General features: G+C 75.1%; 23 protein-coding genes. 16 read left to right on the top strand and 7 right to left on the bottom strand.

Features of this window, described 5'->3' with window-relative positions; all coding sequences use genetic code 11:
• Positions 1 to 62 precede the first annotated feature (62 nt).
• From ACFV3R_RS16280 to ACFV3R_RS16305, 6 genes are all read left to right on the top strand, one after another.
• Entirely contained in the window at positions 63 to 1,268 is a 1,206-nt protein-coding gene (locus tag ACFV3R_RS16280) for an energy-coupling factor ABC transporter permease (protein WP_385582133.1), read from the top strand.
• Position 1,269: 1 nt separating this feature from the next.
• Positions 1,270 to 2,031, top strand: a complete 762-nt coding sequence (gene cbiQ, locus ACFV3R_RS16285; RefSeq protein WP_385582136.1) for a cobalt ECF transporter T component CbiQ — start codon at positions 1,270 to 1,272, stop codon at positions 2,029 to 2,031.
• Positions 2,028 to 2,792: an energy-coupling factor ABC transporter ATP-binding protein gene (locus tag ACFV3R_RS16290; protein ID WP_385582139.1), complete on the top strand. Its 765-nt coding sequence runs from the start codon at positions 2,028 to 2,030 to the stop codon at positions 2,790 to 2,792. Before cbiQ ends, ACFV3R_RS16290 begins: the two co-directional genes overlap by 4 nt.
• A 159-nt stretch (positions 2,793 to 2,951) precedes the next feature.
• Positions 2,952 to 4,208, top strand: coding sequence for a serine hydrolase domain-containing protein (locus tag ACFV3R_RS16295; RefSeq protein WP_385582272.1), 1,257 nt, complete (start codon positions 2,952 to 2,954; stop codon positions 4,206 to 4,208).
• A 108-nt stretch (positions 4,209 to 4,316) separates the two neighbouring features.
• The gene (locus ACFV3R_RS16300; RefSeq protein WP_385582141.1) at positions 4,317 to 4,619 is read left to right on the top strand and encodes a DUF6204 family protein; all 303 of its coding nucleotides are present in this window, start codon (positions 4,317 to 4,319) and stop codon (positions 4,617 to 4,619) included.
• 132 nt (positions 4,620 to 4,751) lie between these two features.
• Positions 4,752 to 5,534: an SDR family NAD(P)-dependent oxidoreductase gene (locus tag ACFV3R_RS16305; protein ID WP_385582144.1), complete on the top strand. Its 783-nt coding sequence runs from the start codon at positions 4,752 to 4,754 to the stop codon at positions 5,532 to 5,534.
• 37 nt (positions 5,535 to 5,571) lie between these two features.
• On the opposite strand, the gene ACFV3R_RS16310 is transcribed toward ACFV3R_RS16305, so the two are convergent.
• Together ACFV3R_RS16310 and ACFV3R_RS16315 are read right to left on the bottom strand one after the other, a co-directional pair.
• Complete coding sequence (locus ACFV3R_RS16310) at positions 5,572 to 6,456, bottom strand: EamA family transporter (protein ID WP_385582147.1); 885 nt, start codon at positions 6,454 to 6,456, stop codon at positions 5,572 to 5,574.
• A 324-nt stretch (positions 6,457 to 6,780) separates the two neighbouring features.
• Positions 6,781 to 8,436 (bottom strand): penicillin-binding transpeptidase domain-containing protein, encoded by a 1,656-nt coding sequence (locus ACFV3R_RS16315; RefSeq protein WP_385582150.1) that lies wholly within the window; start codon positions 8,434 to 8,436, stop codon positions 6,781 to 6,783.
• Between the two features lie 392 nt (positions 8,437 to 8,828).
• Between ACFV3R_RS16315 and ACFV3R_RS16320 the strand changes: the two genes are divergently transcribed.
• Positions 8,829 to 9,665 (top strand): PIG-L family deacetylase, encoded by an 837-nt coding sequence (locus ACFV3R_RS16320; RefSeq protein WP_385582152.1) that lies wholly within the window; start codon positions 8,829 to 8,831, stop codon positions 9,663 to 9,665.
• Between the two features lie 135 nt (positions 9,666 to 9,800).
• On the opposite strand, the gene ACFV3R_RS16325 is transcribed toward ACFV3R_RS16320, so the two are convergent.
• From ACFV3R_RS16325 to ACFV3R_RS16335, 3 genes are all read right to left on the bottom strand, one after another.
• Positions 9,801 to 11,174 carry a cation:dicarboxylate symporter family transporter gene (locus tag ACFV3R_RS16325; protein WP_385582155.1) on the bottom strand — a complete coding sequence of 458 codons (1,374 nt, stop codon included), beginning with the start codon at positions 11,172 to 11,174 and terminating at the stop codon, positions 9,801 to 9,803.
• Between the two features lie 133 nt (positions 11,175 to 11,307).
• Complete coding sequence (locus tag ACFV3R_RS16330) at positions 11,308 to 11,811, bottom strand: DUF3515 domain-containing protein (protein WP_385582158.1); 504 nt, start codon at positions 11,809 to 11,811, stop codon at positions 11,308 to 11,310.
• Between the two features lie 136 nt (positions 11,812 to 11,947).
• The gene (locus ACFV3R_RS16335) at positions 11,948 to 13,666 is read right to left on the bottom strand and encodes a dolichyl-phosphate-mannose--protein mannosyltransferase (RefSeq protein WP_385582161.1); all 1,719 of its coding nucleotides are present in this window, start codon (positions 13,664 to 13,666) and stop codon (positions 11,948 to 11,950) included.
• Between the two features lie 162 nt (positions 13,667 to 13,828).
• Here ACFV3R_RS16335 and rsmI point away from each other — a divergent pair, with 162 nt between their 5' ends.
• The 6 genes from rsmI (at position 13,829) to ACFV3R_RS16365 (ending at position 21,228) form a co-directional block, all read left to right on the top strand.
• Positions 13,829 to 14,698, top strand: coding sequence for a 16S rRNA (cytidine(1402)-2'-O)-methyltransferase (rsmI, locus tag ACFV3R_RS16340; protein WP_385582164.1), 870 nt, complete (start codon positions 13,829 to 13,831; stop codon positions 14,696 to 14,698).
• Between the two features lie 282 nt (positions 14,699 to 14,980).
• The gene (locus ACFV3R_RS16345; protein WP_385582167.1) at positions 14,981 to 15,502 is read left to right on the top strand and encodes a hypothetical protein; all 522 of its coding nucleotides are present in this window, start codon (positions 14,981 to 14,983) and stop codon (positions 15,500 to 15,502) included.
• 114 nt (positions 15,503 to 15,616) lie between these two features.
• The gene (locus ACFV3R_RS16350) at positions 15,617 to 16,507 is read left to right on the top strand and encodes a TatD family hydrolase (RefSeq protein WP_385582171.1); all 891 of its coding nucleotides are present in this window, start codon (positions 15,617 to 15,619) and stop codon (positions 16,505 to 16,507) included.
• Positions 16,508 to 17,769: 1,262 nt separating this feature from the next.
• The gene (locus tag ACFV3R_RS16355; RefSeq protein ID WP_385582274.1) at positions 17,770 to 18,993 is read left to right on the top strand and encodes a ubiquitin-like domain-containing protein; all 1,224 of its coding nucleotides are present in this window, start codon (positions 17,770 to 17,772) and stop codon (positions 18,991 to 18,993) included.
• A 169-nt stretch (positions 18,994 to 19,162) separates the two neighbouring features.
• Positions 19,163 to 20,110, top strand: coding sequence for a 16S rRNA (adenine(1518)-N(6)/adenine(1519)-N(6))-dimethyltransferase RsmA (rsmA, locus tag ACFV3R_RS16360; RefSeq protein ID WP_385582174.1), 948 nt, complete (start codon positions 19,163 to 19,165; stop codon positions 20,108 to 20,110).
• A gap of 182 nt (positions 20,111 to 20,292) precedes the next feature.
• Complete coding sequence (locus ACFV3R_RS16365) at positions 20,293 to 21,228, top strand: 4-(cytidine 5'-diphospho)-2-C-methyl-D-erythritol kinase (protein ID WP_385582177.1); 936 nt, start codon at positions 20,293 to 20,295, stop codon at positions 21,226 to 21,228.
• A 76-nt stretch (positions 21,229 to 21,304) separates the two neighbouring features.
• Here the strand turns inward: ACFV3R_RS16365 and ACFV3R_RS16370 are convergent, their stop codons facing one another.
• Positions 21,305 to 22,252, bottom strand: a complete 948-nt coding sequence (locus ACFV3R_RS16370; protein WP_385582180.1) for a helix-turn-helix domain-containing protein — start codon at positions 22,250 to 22,252, stop codon at positions 21,305 to 21,307.
• Positions 22,253 to 22,370: 118 nt separating this feature from the next.
• On the opposite strand from ACFV3R_RS16370, the gene ACFV3R_RS16375 reads away from it, so the two are divergent.
• From ACFV3R_RS16375 to ACFV3R_RS16385, 3 genes are read left to right on the top strand one after another with little or no spacing between them, the layout of a single operon-like run.
• The gene (locus tag ACFV3R_RS16375; RefSeq protein WP_385582184.1) at positions 22,371 to 22,982 is read left to right on the top strand and encodes a non-oxidative hydroxyarylic acid decarboxylases subunit B; all 612 of its coding nucleotides are present in this window, start codon (positions 22,371 to 22,373) and stop codon (positions 22,980 to 22,982) included.
• A gap of 2 nt (positions 22,983 to 22,984) precedes the next feature.
• Entirely contained in the window at positions 22,985 to 24,415 is a 1,431-nt protein-coding gene (locus tag ACFV3R_RS16380) for a non-oxidative hydroxyarylic acid decarboxylases subunit C (RefSeq protein ID WP_385582186.1), read from the top strand.
• Between the two features lie 26 nt (positions 24,416 to 24,441).
• Positions 24,442 to 24,669: a non-oxidative hydroxyarylic acid decarboxylases subunit D gene (locus ACFV3R_RS16385; RefSeq protein ID WP_385582189.1), complete on the top strand. Its 228-nt coding sequence runs from the start codon at positions 24,442 to 24,444 to the stop codon at positions 24,667 to 24,669.
• 97 nt (positions 24,670 to 24,766) lie between these two features.
• Here ACFV3R_RS16385 and ACFV3R_RS16390 read toward each other — a convergent pair whose 3' ends face one another.
• Entirely contained in the window at positions 24,767 to 24,946 is a 180-nt protein-coding gene (locus ACFV3R_RS16390; RefSeq protein ID WP_385582192.1) for a hypothetical protein, read from the bottom strand.
• Positions 24,947 to 24,983 lie beyond the last annotated feature (37 nt).

Below are 24,983 nucleotides of genomic sequence, written 5' to 3' on the forward strand. Positions count from 1 at the left end.
GCCACCATGAGAGGGCTGTCCGCCCTCGGCCAGCCCAGCAGACGCCAGCGAGAGAGCCCCCCATGCATGTTCCTGACGGATTCATCAACGCCCCGGTCTCGGTGGCGACCGGTGTGGTCGCCGTCGCCGCCGTGGGCGTCAGCCTGCGCGGTGCCCGTCGCGAACTGGCGGCCGGCGGACCGGGCGGCGAGGCGCTCGCGCCCATGGCGGGGCTCGTCGCCGCGTTCATCTTCGCCGTGCAGATGCTCAACTTCCCCGTCGCGGCGGGCACCAGCGGACACCTGCTGGGCGGGGCGCTGGCCGCGATACTCGTCGGCCCCTTCACCGCGGTGCTCTGCGTCTCGGTCGTCCTCCTCATGCAGGGCGTGCTGTTCGCCGACGGCGGCCTGACGGCCCTCGGCGTCAACATCACCGACATGGCGATCACCACCACCGTCGTCGCCTACCTCGTCTTCCGGCTGCTGGTGAAGGTGCTGCCGCGCCGCCGGTCGTCCGTCACCGGTGCGGCCTTCGTCTCCGCGCTGGTGTCGGTGCCCGCCGCCGCCTGCGTCTTCACGCTCGTCTACGCCCTCGGCGGGACCACCGACATCCCCATCGGACGGGTCTTCACCGCCATGGTCGGCGTCCACGTCCTCATCGGCATCGGTGAGGCGGTCATCACCGCGGCGACCGTCGGCGCCGTCCTCGCGGTGCGGCCCGACCTCGTCCACGGGGCCCGCGGCCTGAGCAAGCCGCTGGAGCTGCGGACCTCGCCGCTGACCCCGGTGCGGCCCGGCGAAGCCCGCACCGCGCAGGCCGGCGGCGAGGCGGCCCCCGCGGAGCCGGCCGCCCGGCCCGAGCCGGCCGCCCGGCCCGAGCCGGCCGCCGCCGAGCAGGACGCCGCCCCCGCCGCGCAGCCGCAGGCCGCCGCCCCGCGCCGCCGGTCGGTGCGCGGGCTGTGGATCGCCGGGCTGCTGGTCGCGGTGGTGTGCGCCGGCGGCATCAGCTACTACGCCTCCTCCAGCCCCGACGGCCTGGAGAAGGTCGCCCACGACCAGGGCATCGACAAGAACGAGACCGACCACGCCTCGAAGGACTCGCCGCTGGCCGGCTACAGCGTCAAGGACATCACCGACGCCCGCCTCTCCGGCGGTCTCGCCGGCGTCATCGGTGTCGGCGTGACCCTGGCCGTGGGCAGCGGCGTCTTCCTGGTCGTGCGCCGCCGTCGCGGCGGTGCCCAGGACCCGGCCGGGATCACCGTGCCCGGCGCCGAGCGGGAGACGGTCTGAGATGGGGGCGGGCCACTCCCACCGGCTCTACCGGCCCGGGCACTCGCCGGTGCACGCGCTGCCCGCCCACTGCAAGATCGCCGCGGCCTTCTGCTTCGTCCTCGTGGTGGTCTCCACCCCGCGCGCGGCGTTCTGGGCGTTCGCGCTGTACGCGGTCCTGCTCGCGGCGGTCACCGCTGCGGCCCGCGTACCGGCCGCCTTCCTGCTGCGGCGGCTGCTCATCGAGGTGCCCTTCGTGGCGTTCGCCGTCCTCATGCCCTTCGTCTCGCAGGGCCCGCAGGTCCACGCGCTGGGCATGGACCTGTCCGTCTCCGGGCTGTGGGGCGCCTGGAACGTCCTGGCCAAGGGCACCCTGGGCGTCGCCACCTCCGTCCTGCTGGCCACCACCACCGAACTGCGCGCCCTCCTGCTCGGCCTGCAACGCCTGCGCATGCCGCCCCTGCTGGTCCAGATCGCCTCGTTCATGATCCGCTACGGCGACGTGATCACCGACGAGATGCGGCGCATGCGGATCGCCCGCCTCTCCCGCGGCTTCGAGGCGCGGGGCGTGCAGCACTGGGGAGTGCTGGCCAAGTCCGCCGGGGCGCTGTTCATCCGCTCCTACGAGCGGGGCGAGCGCGTCCACCTGGCCATGGTCAGCCGCGGGTTCACCGGCACCATGCCGGTCACCGACCCCGTCACTGCGACCCGCGCCCAGTGGGCGCACGCCGCGGCACTGCCCGTCCTGGCCCTCGCGGTCTGTCTGGCAGGCTGGGCAGTGTGAACGCCCCCACGACCCCGCCCTCGCTGCACACAGCCGGCCTCGCCTACGCCTACCCCGACGGCCACCAGGCGCTCTTCGGCGTCGACCTCACCGTCGGGCGCGGTGAACGGGTGGCGCTGCTCGGCCCCAACGGCGCCGGCAAGACCACCCTCGTCCTGCACCTCAACGGCATCCTCACCGGCGGCGCCGGCTCGGTCACCGTGGCGGGGCTGCCCGTCGTACGGGAGAACCTCGCGGAGATCCGCCGCCGCGTCGGCATCGTCTTCCAGGACCCCGACGACCAGCTCTTCATGCCGACCGTCCGCGAGGACGTCGCCTTCGGCCCCGCCTCGGCCGGGCTGCGCGGCGCCGAGCTGGACGCGCGGGTGGCCGAGGCGCTGGACCGGGTCGGCATGGGCGACTTCGCCGACCGGCCGCCCCACCACCTCTCCTTCGGCCAGCGCCGCCGGGTGGCCGTCGCCACCGTCCTGGCGATGCGGCCAGAGATCCTGGTGCTGGACGAGCCCTCCTCCAACCTCGACCCGGCCTCCCGGCGCGAGCTCGCCGACATCCTGCGGGCCCTGGACGTCACCGTGCTGATGGTCACCCACGACCTGCCGTACGCCCTGGAGCTCTGCCCCCGCTCGGTGATCCTCTCCTCGGGCGTCATCGCCGCCGACGGCACCACCCAGGACCTGCTGTGCGACGCCGACCTGATGCGCGAGCACCGCCTGGAGCTGCCCTTCGGCTTCGACCCCCGCTCGGTGACGCTCCCCACCTGAGACACCGCCGGGCGGGCCGCCGCGCACCCCGGCCGACGGCCCGTCCGGCTGTGACGATCCCCACGCCCCCGCCGCTGTGGTCACCGACACCATTGCGGACGTTGCACCATTGATGGGTCACCGAGGCGACGGAAGAGAACGGGAAGCAGGAAAGCAGTGGTGGACGTCCAGGGCACGGTCGCGGGCGCTTATCAGCCGGTGCGCGACGCCTTCGCGGCCAACTTCGCCGAGCGTGGCGAGCGCGGCGCGGCCGTGGCCGTCTACCGGCACGGCGTCAAGGTCGTCGACCTGTGGGCCGGTACCCGCGACGCCGACCCCGACCGCACCCCCGCAGCGGCCCGCCGCGGCCGGCACGCACGGCCCGCCCGCCCCGCACCGCAGCCCGGGGACGACCCGCACACCCCGTGGCAGCAGGGCACCGCCCAGATCATCCGCTCCGCCGGCAAGGGCACGGCGGCGCTCGTCCCGCTGCTGCTGCACCAGCGCGGCCAACTCGACCTCGACGCACCCGTCGGCACCTACTGGCCGCAGTTCAAGGCCGCCGGCAAGGAACGCGTCCTGGTGCGCCACCTGCTGGCCCACCGCGCGGGCCTGCCCGTCCTGGACACCCCGCTCACCCCCGAGCAGGCCGTCGACGAGGAGAGCGGCCCCGCCGCCCTCGCCGCGCAGGCACCGGTGTGGGAGCCCGGCACCGACCACGGCTACCACGCGCAGACCTACAGCTGGCTGCTGGGCGAGCTGGTGCGCCGCGCCACCGGCCGCACCCTGGGCACCTGGTTCGCCGAGGAGATAGCCGGACCGCTCGGCCTGGACCTGTGGATCGGCGTCCCCGAGGCCGAGCAGCACCGCGTGGGACGCATCGCCGCCGTCGAGGCCCCGGCGCCCAAGGCCTCCGCCGGGCTGCGGATGCGCCCCAAGAAGGCCGTCGCCGAGGCCTACGCCGACCCCGGCTCACTGACCCGCCGCGCCTTCTCCACCATCGCGCCGGCCGCCGACGAGAACGACCCCGCCTACCGGGCCGCCGAACTCGCCGGCTCCAACACGGTCGCCACCGCGCGCGCCCTGGCCCGCTGCTACGCCGCCCTCCTCGGCCCCGTCGAGGGCCACCCCCGGCTCCTCGCGCCGGCCACCCTGACCCTGGCGCGCAGCGAGGAGTCCGCGGGCCCCGACCGCACCCTCGTGGTCAACACCCGCTTCGGCCTGGGCTACATGCTGCACAGCCCCTCCGCCCCGTTCCTCGCGCCCGGCTCCTTCGGCCACCCCGGCCGCGGCGGCCCCCTCGCCTTCGCCGACCCCGAGTCGGGGATCGCCTTCGGCTACGTCACCAACGGCATGCAGTCCGGCGTCACCGTCGACCCCCGCGCGCAGGCGCTGGTGCGGGCGGTGCGCCGCTCGCTGGAGAACGCCGAGGACTGACCGCCCGGCGGCCCGGCGGGGCGGAAACCGGGTGCGGCGCGGCGCCCGGCGCCCCAGGATGAGGCCCGGTGGCATCCGCCCCCGCACCGCCCCCGAGAGGACACGAGCGTGTTCCGAGTGACCGTCCGCGGCAAGTTCGACGGCCTGACCGAAGCCGACCGCACCGCGCTGAAAGCCACCCGCGACCCCTTCCAGGCCGCGTTCACCCCCGAGGGCACCTTCAGCTACGACACCTCGGTCTCGGCCTTCACCTTCCGCTGCCAGGTGCCGGCCGCCGCGGAGGAGGACGGGGAGGCGGAGGCCACCGCCGGGGCGCTCGCCGCCCTCGACGCGCACGGCCTGCCGTACCAGGTGCTCAAGGTCGCCGTTACCGACATGCGGACCGTCAGGATCCGCCGCAAGGGACGCTGACCGGCCCGGTCGGGCCTCCCGCCCCGAGGCCGACGCCCCCTGGCCCGGTGGACGGTGACCGTCCTACGCTTCCCGCCGGCGGGACCCGGACCGGCACGGCCCCGGGCCCGGACTTGAGGAGGAGGCGGGGCGTTGCGACGGTTCGAGGGATACGCGGCGATGGTCACCGGCGCGGGGCGCGGCATCGGCGAGAGCGTGGCCCGCAGGCTGGCGGCCGAGGGCGCGCGGGTGCTGGTGACCGACGTGGACGCGGCCCGGGCCGAGGAGGCCGCGGCGGGGGTTTGCGCCGCGGGCGGTGAGGCCCTGGCGCACCCCGCGGACGTCACCTCACGCCCCTCGGTGGAGGCCGCCGTGCGTTGCGCCGTGGACCGCTTCGGCCGGCTGGACGTCCTCGTCAACAACGCCTACGCCACCCACGAGGAGGCACCCCGGCTGGAGGACGAGGACGACGAGGGCTGGCAGCGCGACCTCGACACCACACTCACCGGTGCCTTCCGCTGCTGCCGCGCAGCCCTCCCGCACCTGGCCGCGGCAGGCGGCCGGGGATCAGTCGTCAACATCGGCTCGGTCAACGGCATCCAGGACTTCGGCGGCCACGCCTACAGCGCCGCCAAGGCCGGGCTGGCCTCGCTGACCCGCACCCTCGCCGGGCAGGCCGCCGCCCGCGGGGTCCGCGTCAACCTCGTCGCCCCGGGCACCGTCGCCACCCCGGCCTGGGAGGACCGCGGCACCGACCTGGAGCGGGCCGCCCGCGCCTACCCCCTCGGCCGCGTCGGCAGGCCCGAGGACGTGGCGGCGGCCGTCGCCTACCTCGCCTCGTCCGACGCGGCCTGGGTCACCGGCGTCACCCTCCCCGTCGACGGCGGCGTCCTCATCGCCAACAGCGAGCTGCGGCGGGCGCTGGCGGGGCAGTAGCCCCCGGGCGCTCCCCGCCCGCCGCGCCCCGGCCGGATCACCCCGTGTGCAGCATCAGCCCGATCCCGGCCACCATCAGCCCCGCCGCGGCGAACCGCGGCAGCCCGAACCGCTCCCGGAAGACGACCGTGCCGATCGCGGCGCCCACCAGGATCGAGGACTCGCGCAGCGCCGCCACCGGCGCCAGCTCCGCCCGGGTCTGCGCCCAGAGCACCAGCCCGTAGGCGGCCAGGGACAGCATCCCGCCGAACAGCCCTCGCCACACCACCGGCCGCAACTGCGTCCCCAGCGCCCGGCCGCGGACGGCCAGCGCCACCACCGGCACCGGCAGCGCCTGCACGAGCATCAGCCAGCCGACATAGCCCAGCGGCGAACCGGAGGCCCGCACCCCGACACCGTCGACCGTGGTGTACGCGGCGATGGCCAGCCCGGTGGCCACCGCGGCGGCGACCGCGGCCCCGCTCGGCCTCGCCGCTCCCCGCCCGTCCCCGCCCGCCGCGCCCCGCCCCGGCGTCAGCAGGCCGCTCAGGGCCAGCAGCACCAGGCCCGCGCAGGACAGCGCCACCCCGGCGATCGCCCAGCCGCCGGGCACCTCGCCCACGAAGAGCGCCGCCAGCACGGTGACGACCAGCGGCGCGGTGCCCCGGGCGATGGGGTAGACCTGCCCGAAGTCGCCCAGCCGGAAGGACCGCATCAGCGCTGCCTGGTAGGCGAGGTGGAGCACGGCGGAGACCGCCAGGTACGGCCAGGCGCCGGCTGCCGGGAACGGCGCCAGCACGGCCGGGACCACCCCCGCGAGCGCGCCGCCCGTCACCACCAGCGTGAACGCGACCAGCTTGTCGGCGAGGGCGTGCGCCATCGCGTTCCACCCGGCGTGCAGGACCGCCGCCAGCAGGACCGCGGCCACCACCGTCGGGGTCACGCCGGCTCCCCGGGCCCTGCCCCCGGCCGGCGGTCCCCCGGGGGCGCCCCGTCGCGCGGCCGGGCCTCGGCGGGGACGGGGAGGACGGGTTGGGCGAGGAACATGCCCGCACGCTAACGAAGGCCCCCGGGCCGCCGCGACCCCCTGCCCGGACGGGGGCGGAGCGCCCGCGCCGGCCGGACCGCACCGTCACGCGGCGGCCGGTCACGCGGCGGCCGGTCACGCGACGGCCGGTCACGCGGCGGCCGGTCACGCACCGGGGCCCCGCCACCGGACGTGGTGGCGGGGCCCCGGGAGGCTGCGCGGCCCGGGCGGACCGCCGGCTCACCCCGCCGTCAGCACCGCCCGCACCAGCGGCCCGGCGTTGGTGCCGCCGTGCCCGGACGCCGGGACCACGGCCGCCGCCGCCACGTCGTCGCGGTAGGCGGTGAACCAGGCGTTGGGCTTCTTCTGGTTGTCGACCTCCGCGGAGCCGGTCTTGGCGCCGATGTCACCGGAGAGCCCGGCCATGGCCTCGGCGCCGGTGCCCGAGGTGGCCGTCAGACGCATCAGGTACTTCAGCTTCGAGGCGGTCGAGGCGTTCAGCGTCTTCGGGGCCCTGGCCAGGGTGCGGTGGTCCACGCTCGGCGCCACCAGGTAGGGCTGGTGGAAGCCGCCGGTGCGCACCGTCGCCGCGAGCGAGGCCACGTTCAGCGGGTTCATGCGTACCCCGCCCTGCCCGATGAGGGAGGCCGCCATCTGCGCGTCGCTCTGCACCGGCACCGAACCGTCGAAGGAGGGGATGCCGGTCTGCCAGTTCAGGCCGATACCGAAGTAGTCCCGGGCCTCCTGGGTGAGGTCGGAGTTCTCCAGCTTGGGCGCCATCTTGATGAAGGCGTTGTTGCAGGAGGCGGCGAAGCTCTGCGCGAAGGTGCCGTGGTCGATCTTGGACTTGTCCAGGTTCTGGAACTTCCAGCCGCCGTAGGTGAAGTACTGCGGGCAGGGGTGTTCCTTCTCGGGGGAGGTCAGGCCCTTGTCCATGAGCAGCGCCGAGGTGACGATCTTCATCGTCGAGCCGGGGGCGAGCGAGCCCTGCGTCGCGCTGTCGAAGCCGCCGGCCGGCGAGTTGGCGATGGCCAGGACCTCACCGGTGCTCGGCTTGAGCGCCACCAGCGAGGCGTGGTCCCTGGTGGCCACCGCCTTCTCGGCCGCCGACTGCATGGTGGCGTCCAGGGTGGTGTGGAGCGTGCCCGGCGTGCCCTGGGAGAGGGTCTTCAGCGTCTTGTCCGGCTGCTGCTTCGCACCGCCGCGGGCCTTGGCCCGGTCGACGAAGAACTCCACGCCCGGCTTGCCGTCGGTCTTGTCGCCGTAGCGTTCCCGCAGGGCGGCGAGCACCCCGGACAGCGCCGGGTGCTGGGCGGCGGTCAGCTCGCGTCCGGCGCGGTCGACGGCCTTGATCGGCGGCGCGTCGGCCTCACCGGTGCGGAGCTGGTCGCCCTCGCCGAGATCGGGGTGGATGACGGACGGCTTCCAGTCGACGACCGGCTTGCCGGTGGTGGTGTCGCGGACCACCGTCAGCGCCGTGGCGTAGGAGACGGGAGAGGTCAGGCCCTTGTACTCGATGCGGCCGCTGACCTGGAAGGGCACCTTCGCCCCGGTGGGCGCGGTGGGCGTGAGCGTGACGTGGGAGATGTGGGCGGTGGTGCGGTAGGCGGTCAGGGCGGTGCCGGCGGCCTTCTCGTCGTCGGTGAGGGCGGCGGCGGCCTTGACGTCCTGCGCGCTCCAGGCCTTGAGGAAGCGCTGTGCGGTGGTGCGGACCTCGGTGGCGCTGGGCGGGCCGGTCTTCACCGAGGGAGAGGGCTTCGCGTCGTCGCCGGCCTGCACCTGCTGACGCTGGTCGCCGGAGTGCGCCATCCAGGCACCGATGCCGACGCCGGCTCCCGCGAGGACCACCAGGCCCGCCGCCCCGGCGACCACGCCGTTCCTGACCTCACGCCGCATGACCACTCCAACCCCTCCCGGAACCTCGTCCCTGCCACGCTCACAAGAACGTGCTGCGCACTCTAGGGGACACGGGGCGGTGCTCTTGACCCGCAGCCGGGTCGGTCACCGGAATGTGACCGGGCGGGGCGGGGGGCCTTGGGCGCCGCGGGGGCGTTCGTCGGGAAGGAGGGAGCCGGTGAGGTGTGACCGGCCGGGCCGCGTGTAACCGTCGGGAAGGAGGGCACCCCGGTCGCCCCAGGTCCGCCACGAGTGCGTGCCGGTCGGGAACAGCTGATCGGTGCGGTGCCGTTGTCCCACTGCGGGCCAGGCCGCCGGCAGGCGCCTGGCCCGCCGTCGCGGCAGTCCGCCGCGCACCCGGACCCGTCGTACCCCTGTGGAAGGACCCCTCCATGTCTGACCGGCCCTTGACGCTCATGGCAGTGCACGCCCACCCCGACGACGAGGCCACCAGCACCGGCGGCGTCCTTGCCCGGTACGCCGCTGAGGGCGTCCGCACGGTTCTGGTGACCTGTACCGACGGCAGCTGCGGCGACGGGCCGGGCGGCGTCAAGCCGACCGATCCCGGACACGACCCGGCGGCCGTCGCGCTGATGCGGCGCCAGGAACTCCGGGCCAGCTGTGACGTCCTGAAGATCAGCGACCTGGAGATGCTCGACTACGCCGACTCCGGGATGATGGGCTGGCCGAGCAACGACGCCCCGGGTTCCTTCTGGCAGACCCCGGTGGAGGAGGGCGCCGCCCGGCTCGCGGACCTCATGCGGCACTACCGGCCCGACGTGGTCGTCACCTACGACGAGAACGGTTTCTACGGCCACCCCGACCACATCCAGGCGCACCGCATCACGATGGCCGCGCTGGAGATGGTGGCCGAGCCGGCGCCGAAGGTCTACTGGACGACGATGCCCCGTTCGGGGATGCAGCGGTTCGGCGAGGTGATGCGCGAGTTCGGCGAGGAGATGCCGGAGCCCGATCCCGCCGAGGCCGCCGCGATGATGGAGATAGGCCTTCCCGACGAGGAGGTCACCACCTGGGTGGACACCACCGGGTTCAGCGGGCAGAAGTTCGACTCGCTGGCCGCGCACGCCAGCCAGGGCGAGAACATCTTCTTCCTCAAGATGGGCAAGGAGCGGTTCGGCGACCTGATGTCCATGGAGACCTTCGTACGGGTCCGGGACACCACCGGCGCCGCCCTGCCCGAGAACGACCTCTTCGCCGGACTGCGCTGACCCGCAGGCTCGACGCGGCTCGACGGCCTGACGCCGGCGCCGTCCGGGCCGACCGGAGGCGTCCTGTGGCGCACGTTCCCACGAGCGTGCGCCACAGGACGGAGGAGACCGGCCGGCGGTGACCGCCGTGCGCCCTCAGCGGTCCCTTGCGGCCTCGGTCACCGGGCCCGTCACCCCGGTGGCCCCGGGCGTCCCCGCCCGGGACGGTGCGAGCGGCTCGCCGCCGGCCAGGACGGTCCTGGCGGTCACCCGGTCCAGGGCGCCCTCCCACCGCGAGACGACGAAGACCGCCACGCAGTTGCCCAGGAGGTTGGTGGCGACCCGCATGGAGTCCATGATCCGGTCCACGCCCAGGAGCAGCGCGACCGCCGACGCGGGGATGACGCCCAGCGCGGAGGCCGTGGCGGACAGGGCGAGGAAGGCCGAACCCGGCACCCCGGCCATGCCCTTGCTCGTCAGCATCAGCACCAGCACGACCGTGATCTGCTGGCCCAGCGTCAGGTGGACGTCGACGGCCTGGGCGATGAACAGGGTGCCGATCGAGAGGTAGATCGACGCCCCGTCGAGGTTGAAGGAGTACCCGGTGGGCACCACCAGCCCCACGGCGTCGTCACGGCAGCCGGCGGCCCGCAGCTTCTGCATCATGCGGGGCATCACCGTCTCGCTGGAGCCAGTACCGAGGGCCAGCAGCAGTTCCTCCCTGGTGTACCGGACGAACTTCCACAGGCTGAGCCCGGTGACGGCCCGCAGCGCGCACCCCAGCAGGACGACGAAGACCAGCGCGACCCCGTAGCAGACGGCGATCAGCTTGCCGTAGGTGCTCATGGCGCCGAGCCCGTACTGCGCGACCAGGTGGGCGGTGGCCCCCAGGACGGCGAGCGGCGCGAGCTTCATGATGTAGCCGACGACGGTGAAGACGACCTCCTGGCCCTGCTCCACCAGCGGCAGGATCTGCGGCACCCGCTGCCGGCCCAGGTGCAGCAGGGCGACCCCCACCAGGCAGGCCAGCACCAGCACCTGGAGCAGGGAGTTCTCGGCGAAGGCGCCGACCGCGCTGTTCGGCAGCGAGTCGAGGACGAACTGCGCCGTGCTCGGCAGGTGGCCGCCGCCCGTCTGCGCGTCCACGGCCCCCTTGTCCAGCGAGTCGGGGTCCACGTGCATCCCGGCGCCCGGGGCCAGCAGGTTCGCCCCCACGAGACCCACCACCAGGGCGACGCTGGTGGCCGCCTCGAACCAGATCAGCGCCTTGACGCCGATGCGCCCGAAGGACTTCAGGTCGCCCGCCTTGGTGATTCCGGTGACGACCACGCAGAACACCAGGGGGGCGATGAGCGCCTTGATCAGACGGACGAAGCCGTCCCCGAGCGGTTGCAGCGCCCCGCCCACCTGCGGCCACTGGCTGCCGACGAGTACGCCGACCAGCAGGGCCACCAGCACCTGGGCGAACAGACTGGAACGCAGGGTGCGCCCCACGCGACGGACGAAGGCACCTTCGGGGGGGTGTGGCACGGGCCCTCCAGGGAACGCGAGTTCTGGGATGCGGACTTCGTTTTCCGTTGCCCGCCACTATGAGCCCCACGTGATCTTCGGTAAAGGGTCCAGTTCCGCTCGGCTGTCTCTTTGTGGGTTCATCCAGTCCGGGTCACACCGTGTCGCCGGGCGCGAGACACCGGTGCCGCCCCTGGCGGAGCGGTCGCACCGCGCGTTCCAGGTCGACCAGGACGTCGCCCGGCGAGGCCTCCCGGGCCCCGACCGTCACCTCGACCGCGGGCTCCCGGCCGTAGGTCGTCAGGGTCCGCACCCCCTCGGTCTGCGCACGGTGCTCGTCGAGGACCCAGTCCACGCCGTCCACGGTCATGCAGGGATCCGGCGTCGGTGCGGGGGGCGTCACCCCGCAGCGCAGCACGACGCTCCCGTCGCCCCACGCCGCGGTGCCCGCCCCCGTGGTCTCCACCCGCTGCCGCCCCAGAAGTTTCCGGGGCAGCCTCGCGAGGGCGTCGGCGCAGGCGCGGTCGCCGGCGTGGGGGGCCTGGTCCACCGAGTAGGCGGAGGGGACGAGGAGTGCGCAGGCCACCGCGGTCAGCGCCCCCGCAAGGAGGACGCCGCCGACGAGGAGGCCCTTCGCGCGCCGTGAACGGGAAGTCATGGGGTCAGTCTCCGCAAGGACGCGGGGGCGCGGCCGCGGTTTCCCGGAACCAGGAGCAGCCACCGCTTCCGGCAAGGTCAGTGGCGCACGTCCCGCCGCACGTGCGCCACCGGACGTCCCTTGCCGGAACCGGTTGCTAGATCCAGGAGTCGAACCACATCCGGTGCTGCCAGGCGTCCTTGGAGATCGGCAGGCCGGTGTAGATCGGGTAAAAGTAGACGAAGTTCCAGATGATCAGCAGGACCAGCACGGCCGAGGCCACGATGCCCACCGTCCGGCGCCGCTCGTCAGAGCCCGGGGGCCCGACCAGTGCGCCGATGGCCATCGCCAGGGCCAGGCAGACGAAGGGCACGAAGACGACGGCGTAGAACAGGAAGATCGTGCGGTCCTGGTAGTGGAACCACGGCAGGTAGCCCGCGGCGACACCGCAGGCGATCGCCCCGGCCCGCCAGTCGCGGCGGAAGACCCAGCGCCACAGGACGTACAGCAGGGCCAGGCACCCGGCCCACCACAGCAGCGGTGTGCCGAGCGCCAGGACCTCGCGGGCGCAGCCGCCCGCCGCGGTGCAGCCGTCGTGGCCGGTCGCGGGGGCCTCGTAGAAGTAGGAGACGGGCCGGCCCTGCACCAGCCAGCTCCAGGGGTTGGACTGGTAGGTGTGCGGCTGCGAGAGGTTGGTGTTGAAGTCGAAGACCTGCAGCTCGTAGTGGATGAGGCTGCGCAGCCAGTCCGGCACCCAGGTCCAGCCGGCCGCGCGTCCCTCCGGGGTGCTCGCCCAGTCGCGGTAGTAGCCGCCGCGGGTGACCAGCCATCCCGTCCAGGTCGCCAGATAGGCGAGCACGCCGAGCACGGCGGTGGCCAGGAAGGTCGGCAGCAGGTCGCGGTGGAGGACCGTCCGGTACGGCCGCCGGGCTCCGGCGACACGGCGGGCGCCGACGTCCCACAGCAGGACCATCACCGCGAACGCCGCCAGGTAGAAGGCCCCGTTCCACTTGGACGCAGTGGCCAGGCCCAGGCAGAGGCCGGCCGCCAGCCGCCACGGCCGCCTGCCCAGGCGCATCGTGGCGACCGTGGCGTCCGGCCGGGTGAAGCCGTCGGCGTCCACCGGCAGCGCCGCGGCCAGCTTCGCGCGGGTGCGGTCCCGGTCCACCAGCAGGCAACCGAACGCCGCCAGCACCCAGAACATCACCAGCAGGTCCAGCAACGCGGTGCGGCTCATCACGAAGTGCAGGCCGTCCACGGTCATCAGCAGCCCCGCCAGGCAGCCCAGCACCGTGGACCGCATCAGCCGGCGACCGATACGGCAGAGCAGGAACACCGACACCGTGCCGACCAGCGCCACCGTGAACCGCCAGCCGAAGGGGTTCATGCCGAACAGCCACTCGCCGACCGCGATCATCCACTTGCCGAGCGGTGGATGCACCACGTACGAGGGGTCGGAGCTCAGCAGCACCTTCGAGGGGTGGCCGACCAGGGCGTTGTTGGCGTCCTTGGCCCAGGTGCCCTCGTACCCGAACTGGAGCAGGGACCAGGCGTCCTTCGGGTAGTAGGTCTCGTCGAATATCACCGCGTGCGGGCTGCCGAGCCGTACGAAGCGCAGCACGCCCGCCACCAGCGCCACCAGCAGCGGTCCGCCCCAGCCCGACCAGCGCGCCAGCCGCGCGGCGAGCGCCGGGCCGCAGCCCAGCAGGGACCAGACCCGGGTGCCGGGCTGCGGGAAGGGCGGCACCAGCCGCTCCCGCAGGTCTGCCCCGACCCGGGCGGTGTACCCGAAGCGGCGCAGCCGCTGCTGCCACACCGGCGGGCCCTCCGGGGCCTCCTCGGCGGCGGGGAGGTTGGTCGCGGTGTCACTCGTCACCGGGCCATCGTAGGGAAGCCGGCTGTGGGACCGGGTCCCACGCGGCCCGGTTCAGGGCCGGGCGTGGCATACCTGACACCCGAGGGGCCCACCCCGGGCCCTCCCTGCGCCGCGGGGCGCCGCGCCGCGCCGGCCCGGGCGGCCCCCTGCGAGGATGGTCGGGTGACTGGAACGCTCGTACTCGCCGGAACACCGATCGGTGACACCTCGGACGCCCCGCCCCGCCTCGCCCAGGAGCTGCTCGCGGCCGACCTGATCGCCGCCGAGGACACCCGGCGGCTGCGACGGCTCACCCAGGCGCTCGGCGTCCACACCACCGCCCGGGTCGTCTCCTACTTCGAGGGCAACGAGTCGGCGCGCACCCCCGAGCTCGCCGAGGCGCTGGCGGGCGGTGCGCGGGTGCTGCTGGTCACCGACGCCGGCATGCCCTCGGTCTCCGACCCCGGCTACCGGCTCGTCGCGGCGGCCGTGGAGCGCGGTGTGCGCGTCACGGCCGTGCCCGGGCCCTCCGCCGTCCTCACTGCGCTGGCCGTCTCCGGGCTGCCCGTCGACCGGTTCTGCTTCGAGGGGTTCCTGCCCCGGAAGGCGGGCGAGCGGCTCGGCCGACTGCGGGAGGTCGCCGCCGAGCGCCGCACCCTCGTCTACTTCGAGGCCCCGCACCGCCTCGACGACACCCTGGCGGCGATGGCCGAGGTCTTCGGCGCCGACCGCCCGGCCGCGGTGTGCCGGGAGCTGACCAAGACCTACGAGGAGGTCAGGAGGGGCCCGCTGGCCGAACTGGCGCAGTGGGCTGCCGAAGGCGTGCGCGGCGAGATCACGATCGTGGTCTCGGGCGCCGCCGAACCGGGCCCCGCCGACCTGGACGCCGGGGAACTGGTGCGCCGGGTACAGGTGCGGGAGGAGGCGGGAGAACGGCGCAAGGAGGCGATCGCCGCGGTGGCCGCGGCGGCGGGCCTGCCCAAGCGCGAGGTCTTCGACGCCGTCGTCGCCGCCAAGAACGCCGGGGGCGGGCGGCCGGCCGCGGGGAACTGAGGGGCGCTGCGGGGGAGCGGCACGGCTCTCGGCGCGGGCCCCGGCCCGCGCTCCGGCCCGGTCATCCGTTCGACCTCGTCGGCCGTTGGCAAAGCCGCTTAAAGCGCTGGTCTCGCCGGGACGGGCGGTTCGTCACGGGTTCGCCACTCCTGTGCCAAATATGTGCCAACAGGTGGCGGACGCACTGTCGGCCTGCCGTTCGGAGGAGTCCACTGGAGAGAGGGGATTCCTTCCCCCGCCGAACCACACCTTGTCCTCAGCAGTGGACAAGAGGAGCTGCACATGAGTGAGATCGCAGGTATTCCGGCAACCTCCAGCGGACCCCACCCCACCCCGCCGCAGCACGGGCACCCGCACCCCGACGCACACGAGGCGTACTCCTTCGCCTGCATGAGGTGCGGCCACGGCTGGGAGCAGGCGTACGACATAGAGCACCACGTCGACGCCGAGGGACACACCACCGTCGTCTACATAGCCGACGGCGTCCGTGTCCCCTCGCCGCTGACCCGGCCCACCTGCCAGAACTGCGACGGGCACCTGGTGCGCATCATGCGGGCCGGCCGCGTGGACGCCGCCTCCCAGGCCTCGACCGGCGGCCTGGCCGCCGCCGGCCGCAAGCCCGTCGTCGGCGGGCGGACGCGCGGGAAGACCGCACCCGGGGCACCGGCCTCCGAGCAGGCCGGGGAGGCCCCGGGCCGGGAGCCCGGCTCGACCGTGGCCGCGGACCGGCGCCCCCACCGGCATCTGTCCGACCTGTTCCATGCCCTGTGGGAGCACGTCCCCCCGCACCACCACCGCGCCTGACCGGCCCACGCGGGGCGCGAGGCGGCCACCGGGCCGGCCGCGCCCCGCGTCGCGCCGGCGGCCGGCCCGGGCCGCCCCGACGCCTGCGGCGGCACCCGCCATAGGATCGCGGCCATGAGTTCCCAGGCCGACAAGGACACCCCACCGCCCCTGCCCGAGCCGCTGCCGGTGGCCGTCGCCGACTCGCACACCCACCTGGACATGCAGTCCGGCACCGTCGAGGAGGCGCTCGCCAAGGCCGCCGCCGTGGGGGTCACCGCCGTCGTGCAGGTCGGCTGCGACGTGCCGCGCTCGGAGTGGGCCGCGGACATCGCCGCACGTCACGAGAGTGTTCACGCGGCGGTGGCCCTGCACCCCAACGAGGCGCCGCGGATCGTCCACGGCGACCCCGAGGGAGCCCCGGGCGCCGCGGCGGACGGCGGGCCGCGGGCCCCCGGCGGTCGTGCCGCCCTCGACCAGGCGCTGGCGCGGATCGACGAGCTCGCCGCGCTGCCCCAGGTCCGGGGCGTGGGGGAGACCGGCCTGGACTACTTCCGCACCGGCGAGGAGGGCCGCCGGGCGCAGGAGGACTCCTTCCGGGCACACATCGAGATCGCCAAGCGCCACGGCAAGGCACTGGTCATCCACGACCGGGACGCCCACGCCGACGTGCTGCGGGTGCTGCGCGAGGAGGGCGCCCCCGAGCGGACCGTCTTCCACTGCTACTCCGGCGACGCCGACATGGCGCGGGAGTGCGCCGAGGCCGGCTACTTCATGTCCTTCGCCGGCAACGTGACCTTCAAGAACGCCCAGAACCTGCGGGACGCCCTGGCCGCCGCCCCCGCAGAACTCGTCCTCGTCGAGACCGACGCCCCCTTCCTCACCCCCGCCCCCTTCCGCGGCCGCCCCAACGCCCCCTACCTGATCCCGGTGACGCTCCGCGCCATGGCCGAGGTCAAGGGGCTGGACGTCGCGGACCTCGCCGGTACCGTCGCCGCCAACACCGCACGGGCCTTCGCCTACTGACGCGGACGGCGGAGGGCAGCGCGCAACGCTGGGTGAAGAGGCGACTTTGGAGAGTTACCGGCGCTGAGCTACATTCCGGGCCGTCAACCGGATCCCGGGGCAAGTGAGGCGTCGTGAGTCGATCTCGTGGAAGCCGCAGCGTGGCGGCCGTCGGTGACGGTCCGCACCAGGCGGTGCCGTACCCCGCGGTGCAGCCCCAGGCCGGGCCGGAGGAGCCGTGGCGCGACCCCCGGCGTCCCTCGGACGGGTGGTACCCGGGACACGAGACGGTAACGGCCGGGTACGGCGACGCCCCGGCCACTACCCCCGCGGCGCCCTGGGGGGTGCCCCGCCCCGCCTCCCCGCCCGACGCGCGCACCGCCGAGCCCTCGGACCGGCCCGGCCAGGACACCTGGGACACGCCGGTCCGCAGCGTCCCGCCCTACGAGGCGGTCCCCTTCGGCGACCCGCCCCCCTACGGCGAACCGCCGGCAGCCGGACCTCTCGACGGCCCGGCGCGGCAGCTGTACCGGGGGCCGGCCGAGCCGCTGCGGGTGGTGCCCGAGCCGTACGGCGGGGGCGAGCCGGCCTGGGCGGGGTGGGAGCCGGCACCCGCGTCCGGTTACGGCCGACCGCAGGCGGACACCTCGGTGCTCACCAGCCGGGGCGCCTTCGGGCCCGTGGACACCGGCCTGTTCCGCACCGCCTTCGCCACCGGCGGCAGGCACCCCGCGGCAGGCGAGGGCTTCGGTCCGCCGCCGCAACCGGCCACGCCCGACGGCCACCACCCCGCCGCTGCCCAGAGCCCCGCCCCCCACCCGTGGGACCGGCCCGTCGCCCCGACCGCCGTCCTCCCCGCCACGGCGTGGCCGGGCCCGGCCCCCCAGCAGTGGCCCCAGCCGGTGGCCGACACGCTCACGCCGGTACCCCCCGGGCTCGCGGACAGCGCCCCGGCCCGCGAGGGGGAGCACCGGGACGCGGCGCTGCCCCTCGCCCCCGTGCGCAGCCTCCCGCCCGTCTCCCACCGCCGGCCGCAGGCACCGGCAGGACAGCCCACGGGGCGCCGCAGAGCCGAACCGTCCACCGCTGCACCGCCGACCGCACAACCGTCCGCGGCCCACGGCGAGGACGCGGCGGCCGGTCGTGAGGCCGCCCGTCCCCTCCCCGCCCGCAGCGCCCGCCACGCCCGCCCGCCGACGGGCGGCACCGCCCGCGACACGGCAGGCGCCACCGGCCTCGCCGACCAGACCGTCCCGCAGCCCCGGCACGCCGCACCCCGCGCTGTGCCCACCCCCCGGCCCGCCGCCTCCGGCAGCCACCGCGGCCAGGCGGCGGCCGGCGGACGCCGTGCCGCCGGCCGGCCGGCCCCCCGCCGCGCAACGCGCAGCGCCCCCCGCCGCCGGGACGGCGAACGCTCCGAGGCGCTGCGCCGGCTGCTGCCGCAGGCCCTGGTGGTGGCCTTCCTGGCCGGCGGCACCTCCGCCTTCGTCGCGGGCGAGAAGGCGGTCCGGCTCAGCGTCGACGGAGCCCCCCGCACCCTGCACACCTTTGCCGGGGACGTCGACGAACTCCTGGCCGCCCAGCACGTCGACGTCGGCGAGCACGACATCGTCGCGCCCGCGCCCGGCACCGACATCGCCGACGGCGACGAGGTCGTGGTGCGCTACGGGCGTCCCGTGATGCTCACCCTCGACGGGCGCCGCCGCCGGGTGTGGACCACCGCGCGGACCGTGGACGGCGCCCTGCGCCAGCTCGGCGTCCGTGCCGAGGGCGCCTACCTCTCCGCCTCGCGCTCCTCCCCGATCGGCCGCCACGGCCTGGACCTGGCGGTCCGCACCGAACGCGGCGTGGTCTTCGTCGCCGACGGCCGGGAGCACCTGGTGCGCACCAACGCCGCGACGGTCCGTGAAGCTCTGGAGCAGGCCGGCATCACCCTCGACGGGGACGACACCACCTCGGTGCCGCTGGACAGCTTCCCGCGCGACGGCCAGTCCGTCTCGGTGCTCCGCATCAGCGGCTCGCAGCAGGTCCGCGAGGTGTCGCTGCCGTACCGCACCGTCCGCCGCGAGGACCCCGACCTGTTCCGGGGCACCGAGTCGGTGGTGCAGCAGGGCCGGCCCGGCGTCAAGCGCCTGACCTACCACGTGCGGACCGTCAACGGCGTCAAGCAGCGGCCCCGCAGGACGGGCGAGGTGGTGGTGCAGGCGCCGCGGGACGAGATCGTCCACGTCGGCACCCGGCCGCTGCCCACCTCGGTGGCCGGCGCCGACGGTCTCAACTGGCACGCCCTGGCCCAGTGCGAGGCCGGTGGCAGGCCCCACGCGGTGGACCCCTCGGGCACCTACGGCGGCCTGTACCAGTTCGACCAGGGCACCTGGCACCGCCTCGGCGGCCAGGGCAGGCCGCAGGACGCACCCGCCCAGGAGCAGACCTACCGGGCCAAGAAGCTGTACGTCAGCCGGGGGGCGAGTCCGTGGCCGGTGTGCGGCCGTAAGCTTCACCAGTGAGCCGGGCCGCCATCCGGCGCGCCCGCGACCAGCGGAGCCGGCTCACAGAACGCGGCGCGGCCCGGCTGGGGCGGTGCGAGAGGCGAGCGGACACGGAAGGGCACACGTCGTGCCGGCACCACCGGCGGCCACGGGCCCCGGCGCGGTGGCCGGGACGGCGGACACGGGCATGAGCGAGCGCAGCGCAGACGGCAGGGGCGGCACCACGGGCACGGCGGGTGCCCCGGACGGCGAGGCCGCGGGCGGCGCCGCCCCGCCCGGTGAGGGCCCCGGCGCCCTCCTCGGCCCCGCCGACGTCCGGGAACTGGCCACCGCCCTGGGCGTGCGGCCCACCAAGCAGCGCGGCCAGAACTTCGTCATCGACGCCAACACCGTGCGCCGCATCGTGCGGACGGCCGAGGTGCGCCCCGAGGACACCGTGGTCGAGATCGGGCCGGGCCTCGGCTCGCTGACCCTGGCGCTGCTGGAGGCCGCGGGCCACGTCACGGCCGTCGAGATCGACGACGTCCTGGCGGCGGCCCTGCCCACCACCGTCGCCGCCCGGCTGCCGGAGCGCGCGGACCGCTTCGACCTGGTCCACAGCGACGCGATGCTGGTCACCGAACTGCCGGGCCCGGCCCCGACCGCGCTCGTCGCCAACCTGCCCTACAACGTCGCGGTGCCGGTGCTGCTGCACATGCTGGCCACCTTCCCCACCATCGAGCGCAGCCTGGTCATGGTGCAGTCCGAGGTGGCCGACCGGCTGGCCGCCCGGCCCGGCAACCGGGTCTACGGCGTGCCCTCGGTGAAGGCCGCCTGGTACACCGAGGTGCGCCGGGCCGGCGCCATCGGCCGCAACGTCTTCTGGCCCGCGCCCAACGTCGACTCCGGGCTCGTCTCCCTGGTGCGCCGCCCCGGCCCGCCCGAGACCACCGCCTCCCGCGCGGAGGTGTTCGCCGTCGTCGACGCCGCGTTCGCCCAGCGCCGCAAGACGCTGCGGGCCGCCCTCGCCGGCTGGGCGGGTTCGGCCGCCGCCGCGGAGGCGGCGCTCACCGCCGCCGGGGTGTCTCCGCAGGCCCGCGGCGAGTCGCTGACCGTCGAGGAGTTCGCCCGCATCGCCGAGCACCGGCCCCGCTGACGCCACGGGCGTCCCCGCACCCGCCCCGGGCTCCCTCCGCCGCAGCTCCGGCCGCCCGGGTCCGGCACCGGCCAAGCCCAGCACCGACCAAGCCCCGCCGCAGCCCAGCGGTCGTAGCCCAGCCCCGCCGCGGCCCAGCCAAGCCGCAGCCCCGCACCCGCCCAGCAGAAAGGGGACGCCGCGTGAGCGCGCCCGTCACTGCCCGCGTCGCCGCCAAGGTCAACCTGCAACTCGCCGTCGGCGGCCTGCGCCCCGACGGCTTCCACGACCTCGCCACCGTCTTCCTCGCCGTCGACCTCCACGACGAGGTGACCGCCACCCCCGCCGACACCCTGCGGCTCACCGCCGAGGGGCCCGAGGCCGACCAGATCCCGCTGGACGGCGACAACCTCGCCGCCCGCGCCGCGACCCTGCTGGCCGAGCGGCACGGCGTGGCCCCGCTGGTCCACCTCCACATCGACAAGGCCATCCCGGTGGCCGGCGGCATGGCGGGCGGCAGCGCCGACGCGGCCGCGGCCCTCGTCGCCTGCGACGCCCTGTGGGGCACCGGCGCCGACCGCGCCGAACTCCTGGAGCTGAGCGCCGAGCTCGGCAGCGACGTCCCGTTCAGCCTGGTGGGCGGCGCCGCGATCGGCCGCAGCCGGGGCGAGGACCTCACGCCGGTGCCGGTCGGCGCGGACCTGCACTTCGTCTTCGCCGTCGCCGACGCCGGGCTGTCCACCCCGGCCGTCTTCCGCGAGTGCGACCGGCTGCGCGCCGAGTCGGGCGGGGGCGTCACCACCCTGGAGGTGCCCGACCCCGAGCCCTCGCCCCGGCTCCTGGCCGCCCTCGCCGACGGGGACGTCACCGCCCTGGCCGCCGCCCTGGCCGGCGCCAACGACCTCCAGCCGGCGGCGGTCTCGCTGCGCCCCGCCCTCGCCGCCACGCTCGACGCCGGCACCGGGGCGGGTGCACTGGCGGCACTGGTCTCGGGCTCCGGCCCGACCACGGCGTTCCTCGCCGCCGACGCCGGGCACGCCGAGCGGATCGCCGCGGCGCTGCGCGGGAGCGGCACCTGCCGTGCGGCGCACGTCGCCCGCGGGCCGGTGGCGGGGGCGACCCGCGTGGCGCGGCGGTAGCAGCGGCGAACCGCGAACCGCGGACCGCGACCGCAGGCCGGGGACACGGGCGGTGACGCGGGGACGGGCCCTGCGGTCAGCCCCCGCCGCGCCGTCCCGGCCGGTGCGGTGCCGGCCGGCCCCGGGCCTGGGCGCGGAACTCCAGCGGGGTGCGACCGTCGCGGGCACGGAAGAACTTCGCGAAGTCGCCCGGGTCGCGGAAGCCCACCTGCCGCGCCACCTCCGCCGAGGCGGCCTCGGTGTGCACCAGCAGCCGCTTGGCCTCCAACAGCACCCGGGCGTCAAGGTACTGCTTCGCGGTGGAGCCGGTCGCGGCCAGCGTCGCCCGGGTCAGGGTGCGGGTGCTCCAGCCCAGGGCCGCGGCGTAGTCACCGACCCGGTGGGTGCCGGCGAAGTCCCGCTCCACCGCGGCGCTGTAGGCGCGGAACGCCTCACCGCCGGCCGGTGAGGGGGCGGTCCCCGGGCCCGCGTGGGCCAGCCGCAGCAGCAGCACCCCGAGCAGCATCCGCAGGGTCTCGACGTGGACGTCCAGGGGGAGCGAGGCCAGGTCGGCGTACTCCTCCTCCAGGTGCCGCAGCGCCAGGTCCACCGCCGCCAGGTGCCGCCCCGCGGGTCTGACCGGCGACTGCTCGTAGGGCGGCTGGGCCGTCACGAACCCCGGCTGCCAGATGACGAAGGTGCCGCGCGCCGCCCGCAGGCCCGCCGGGTGGTACTGGTGCACCTGCCCGGCCCGCACCCACAGCCAGTCGCCCGCGCCCAGCACGTGCTCGGAGAAGTCCACGGTGTGCCCCAGCGTGCCGGAGCGCACGTGCAGCAGGTGGTGGAAGGTCGGGCGCATCGGTGAGGACAGCGGGATGCCGCGGCGGCGCCCGCGGCGCAGCAGCTCCTCGAAGTCCAGGACGTCCATGCCGAGCGGGGCGCCGAGCGAGGGCCGGTAGGAGACGTCGGTGATGCCGGCGTGACGCGGTCCGCCACCGGGGCTCCCGGCGGGCGGTGTCTTCCTCGAACGACCGTTTTCTCCCATGCTCAGTCCTCAGCGTACCGTCGCCCGCCGATTGCGGCTCCTACCGTCGTAGGGGGGCGGTACCCACCTGGGAATTCCGCCTCACCTGCGAGAACTCGGAAGGTGGAGGTGAGAAGCGGTGCGGCTGATCGTGGGAATGACCGGTGCCACGGGCGCGGTGCTCGGCGTCCGGCTGCTGGAGTGGCTGGCGGAACTTCCCGAGGTGGAGACCCACCTGGTGATGAGCCGCTGGGCGCGCGCCACGATCGAGCTGGAGACCGGCCGCACCGCCCGGGAGGTGGCTGCGCTCGCCGACGTCGTGCACGGCCCCGAGGACCAGGGCGCCACCGTCTCCTCCGGCTCCTTCCGCACCGACGGCATGATCGTCGTGCCCTGCTCGATGAAGACGCTCGCCGGCATCCGCGCCGGGTACGCGGACGGGCTGGTGGGCCGTGCCGCCGACGTCGTCCTCAAGGAACGCCGCCCGCTGGTGCTCGTCCCCCGCGAGACGCCGCTCAGCGAGATCCACCTGGAGAACATGCTGGCCCTGGCCCGCATGGGGGTGCGCATCGTGCCGCCGATGCCCGCCTTCTACAACGCGCCCCGGACCGTGGACGACATCGTCGACCACCTCACGGCCCGCGTCCTGGACCAGCTCGACCTGCCCGCGCCCGCCGCCCGCCGCTGGGAGGGCATGCGCGCCGCACGCACCGCCACCGACCGCCCCGGGGCGGCCGGGAAAGGAAACTGACCATGGCTTACGACGACCTCCGCGCCTTCCTCGACACGCTGCGCGAGGAGGGCCAGCTCCTCCACGTCACCGAGCAGGTGCTGCCCGAGCCCGACCTGGCCGCCGCCGCCAACGCCGCGGGCCGCATCGGCGAGGGCGCCCCCGCCCTCTACTTCGACGACGTGGCCGGTTTCGACGACGCCCGCATCGCACTCAACGTCCACGGCTCCTGGCGCAACCACGCCCTCGCCCTGGGCCTGCCCGTGGACACCCCCGTGCGCGAGCAGGTCGAGGAGTTCGCCCGCCGCTGGGACGCCTTCCCCGTCACCCCCGAGCGCCGCGAGGACGCGCCGTGGCGGGAGAACACCCTCACCGGCGAGGACGTCGACCTCTTCGCCGTCCTGCCGCTGTTCCGCCTCAACGACGGCGACGGCGGCTTCTACCTCGACAAGGCCGCCGTGGTCTCCCGCGACCCCGACGACCCGGACCACTTCGGCAAGCAGAACGTCGGCACCTACCGGATGGAGGTCGTGGGCCGCGACCGGCTCGCCATCCAGCCCGTCCCCATGCACGACATCGGCCTGCACCTGAAGGCCGCCGAGAGCCGTGGCGAGGACCTGCCCGTGGCCATCACCCTCGGCAACGACCCGGTCATCTCCATCGTCGCCGGCATGCCGATGGGCTACGACCAGTCCGAGTACGAGATGGCGGGCGCACTGCGCGGCGCCCCCGCACCCATCGCCACCGCCCCGCACACCGGCTTCGACGTGCCCTGGGGCTCCGAGGTCGTCATCGAGGGCGTCATCGAGAGCCGGGTGCGGGAGATCGAGGGCCCGTTCGGCGAGTTCACCGGCCACTACTCCGGAGGCCGCCGCATGCCCGTGATCCGCGTCGAGCGGATCTCCCACCGCTCCCACCCGGTCTTCGAGTCCCTCTACATCGGCATGCCGTGGACCGAGGTCGACTACCTGGTGGGCCCCAACACCTGCGTGCCGCTGCTCAAGCAGCTCCGGGCGGAGTTCCCCGAGGTGCGGGCCGTCAACGCCATGTACACCCACGGCCTCGCCGTGATCATCTCCACCGCCAAGCGCTACGGCGGCTTCGCCAAGGCCGTCGGCATGCGGGCCATGACCACGCCCCACGGACTGGGCTACGTCACCCAGGTCATCGTCGTGGACGAGGACGTCGACCCCTTCGACCTGCCGCAGGTCATGTGGGCGATGTCGGCCAAGGTCAACCCGGCCGAGGACGTGGTGATCCTGCCCAACCTGTCCGTGATGGCGCTGGCGCCCGCGGCCCAGCCCGCCGGCATCACCAGCAAGATGATCATCGACGCGACGACGCCGGTCGCCCCCGACGTCCGCGGCCACTTCGCCACCCCCGCCCGCGACCTGCCCGAGACCGCGCAGTGGGTGGAGCGCCTGAAGTCCCTCATCGCCGCCCAGTCCCGCTGACCCGCGACCCGTCAGGAAGGAAAGCCATGACCTGTTGCCCCCGCTGCGCCCACGAGGGCGTCGCCACCGTCACCACCTCCCCCGTCCCCGGCGTGTGGACGGTGCTGAGCTGCGAGCGCTGCCGCTACATGTGGCGCACCACCGAGCCGGGCCGCCGCACCCGCCGCGAGGAGTACCCGGAGGAGTTCCGCCTCACCGAGGCCGACATCGACGGGGCCCTGGAGATGCCGGTCGTGCCGCCGCTGCGGGGGTGAGGGACGACCGGGGGACGCTCGCGGCGCGGCACCGAGCCCGCCGCGCGGCGGCCGCTCAGGGCCTTCTCCCCGGGGGGCCGCTCCGGAGCGGGGAGACTCACTGCGCCTCGGCCCCCGCCCGCACCACGGCCGCCAGCGCGCGGGCCGTCGCCAGGTTGCAACGGCTCAGCTCGATGAGGGCGAACGGCCGGGCGCCGTAACAGGACAGCGTGTCGAGCCCCAGGGACGGCAGGACGATGCCCGCCGCCGTGAGCGCGGCACGTACCTCCTCGCCCACCTCCCGGGACGCCGTCAGCCCACCCGCCGGGCCCGAC

The organism is Streptomyces sp. NPDC059740, assembly GCF_042733155.1.
GTDB lineage: Bacteria > Actinomycetota > Actinomycetes > Streptomycetales > Streptomycetaceae > Streptomyces.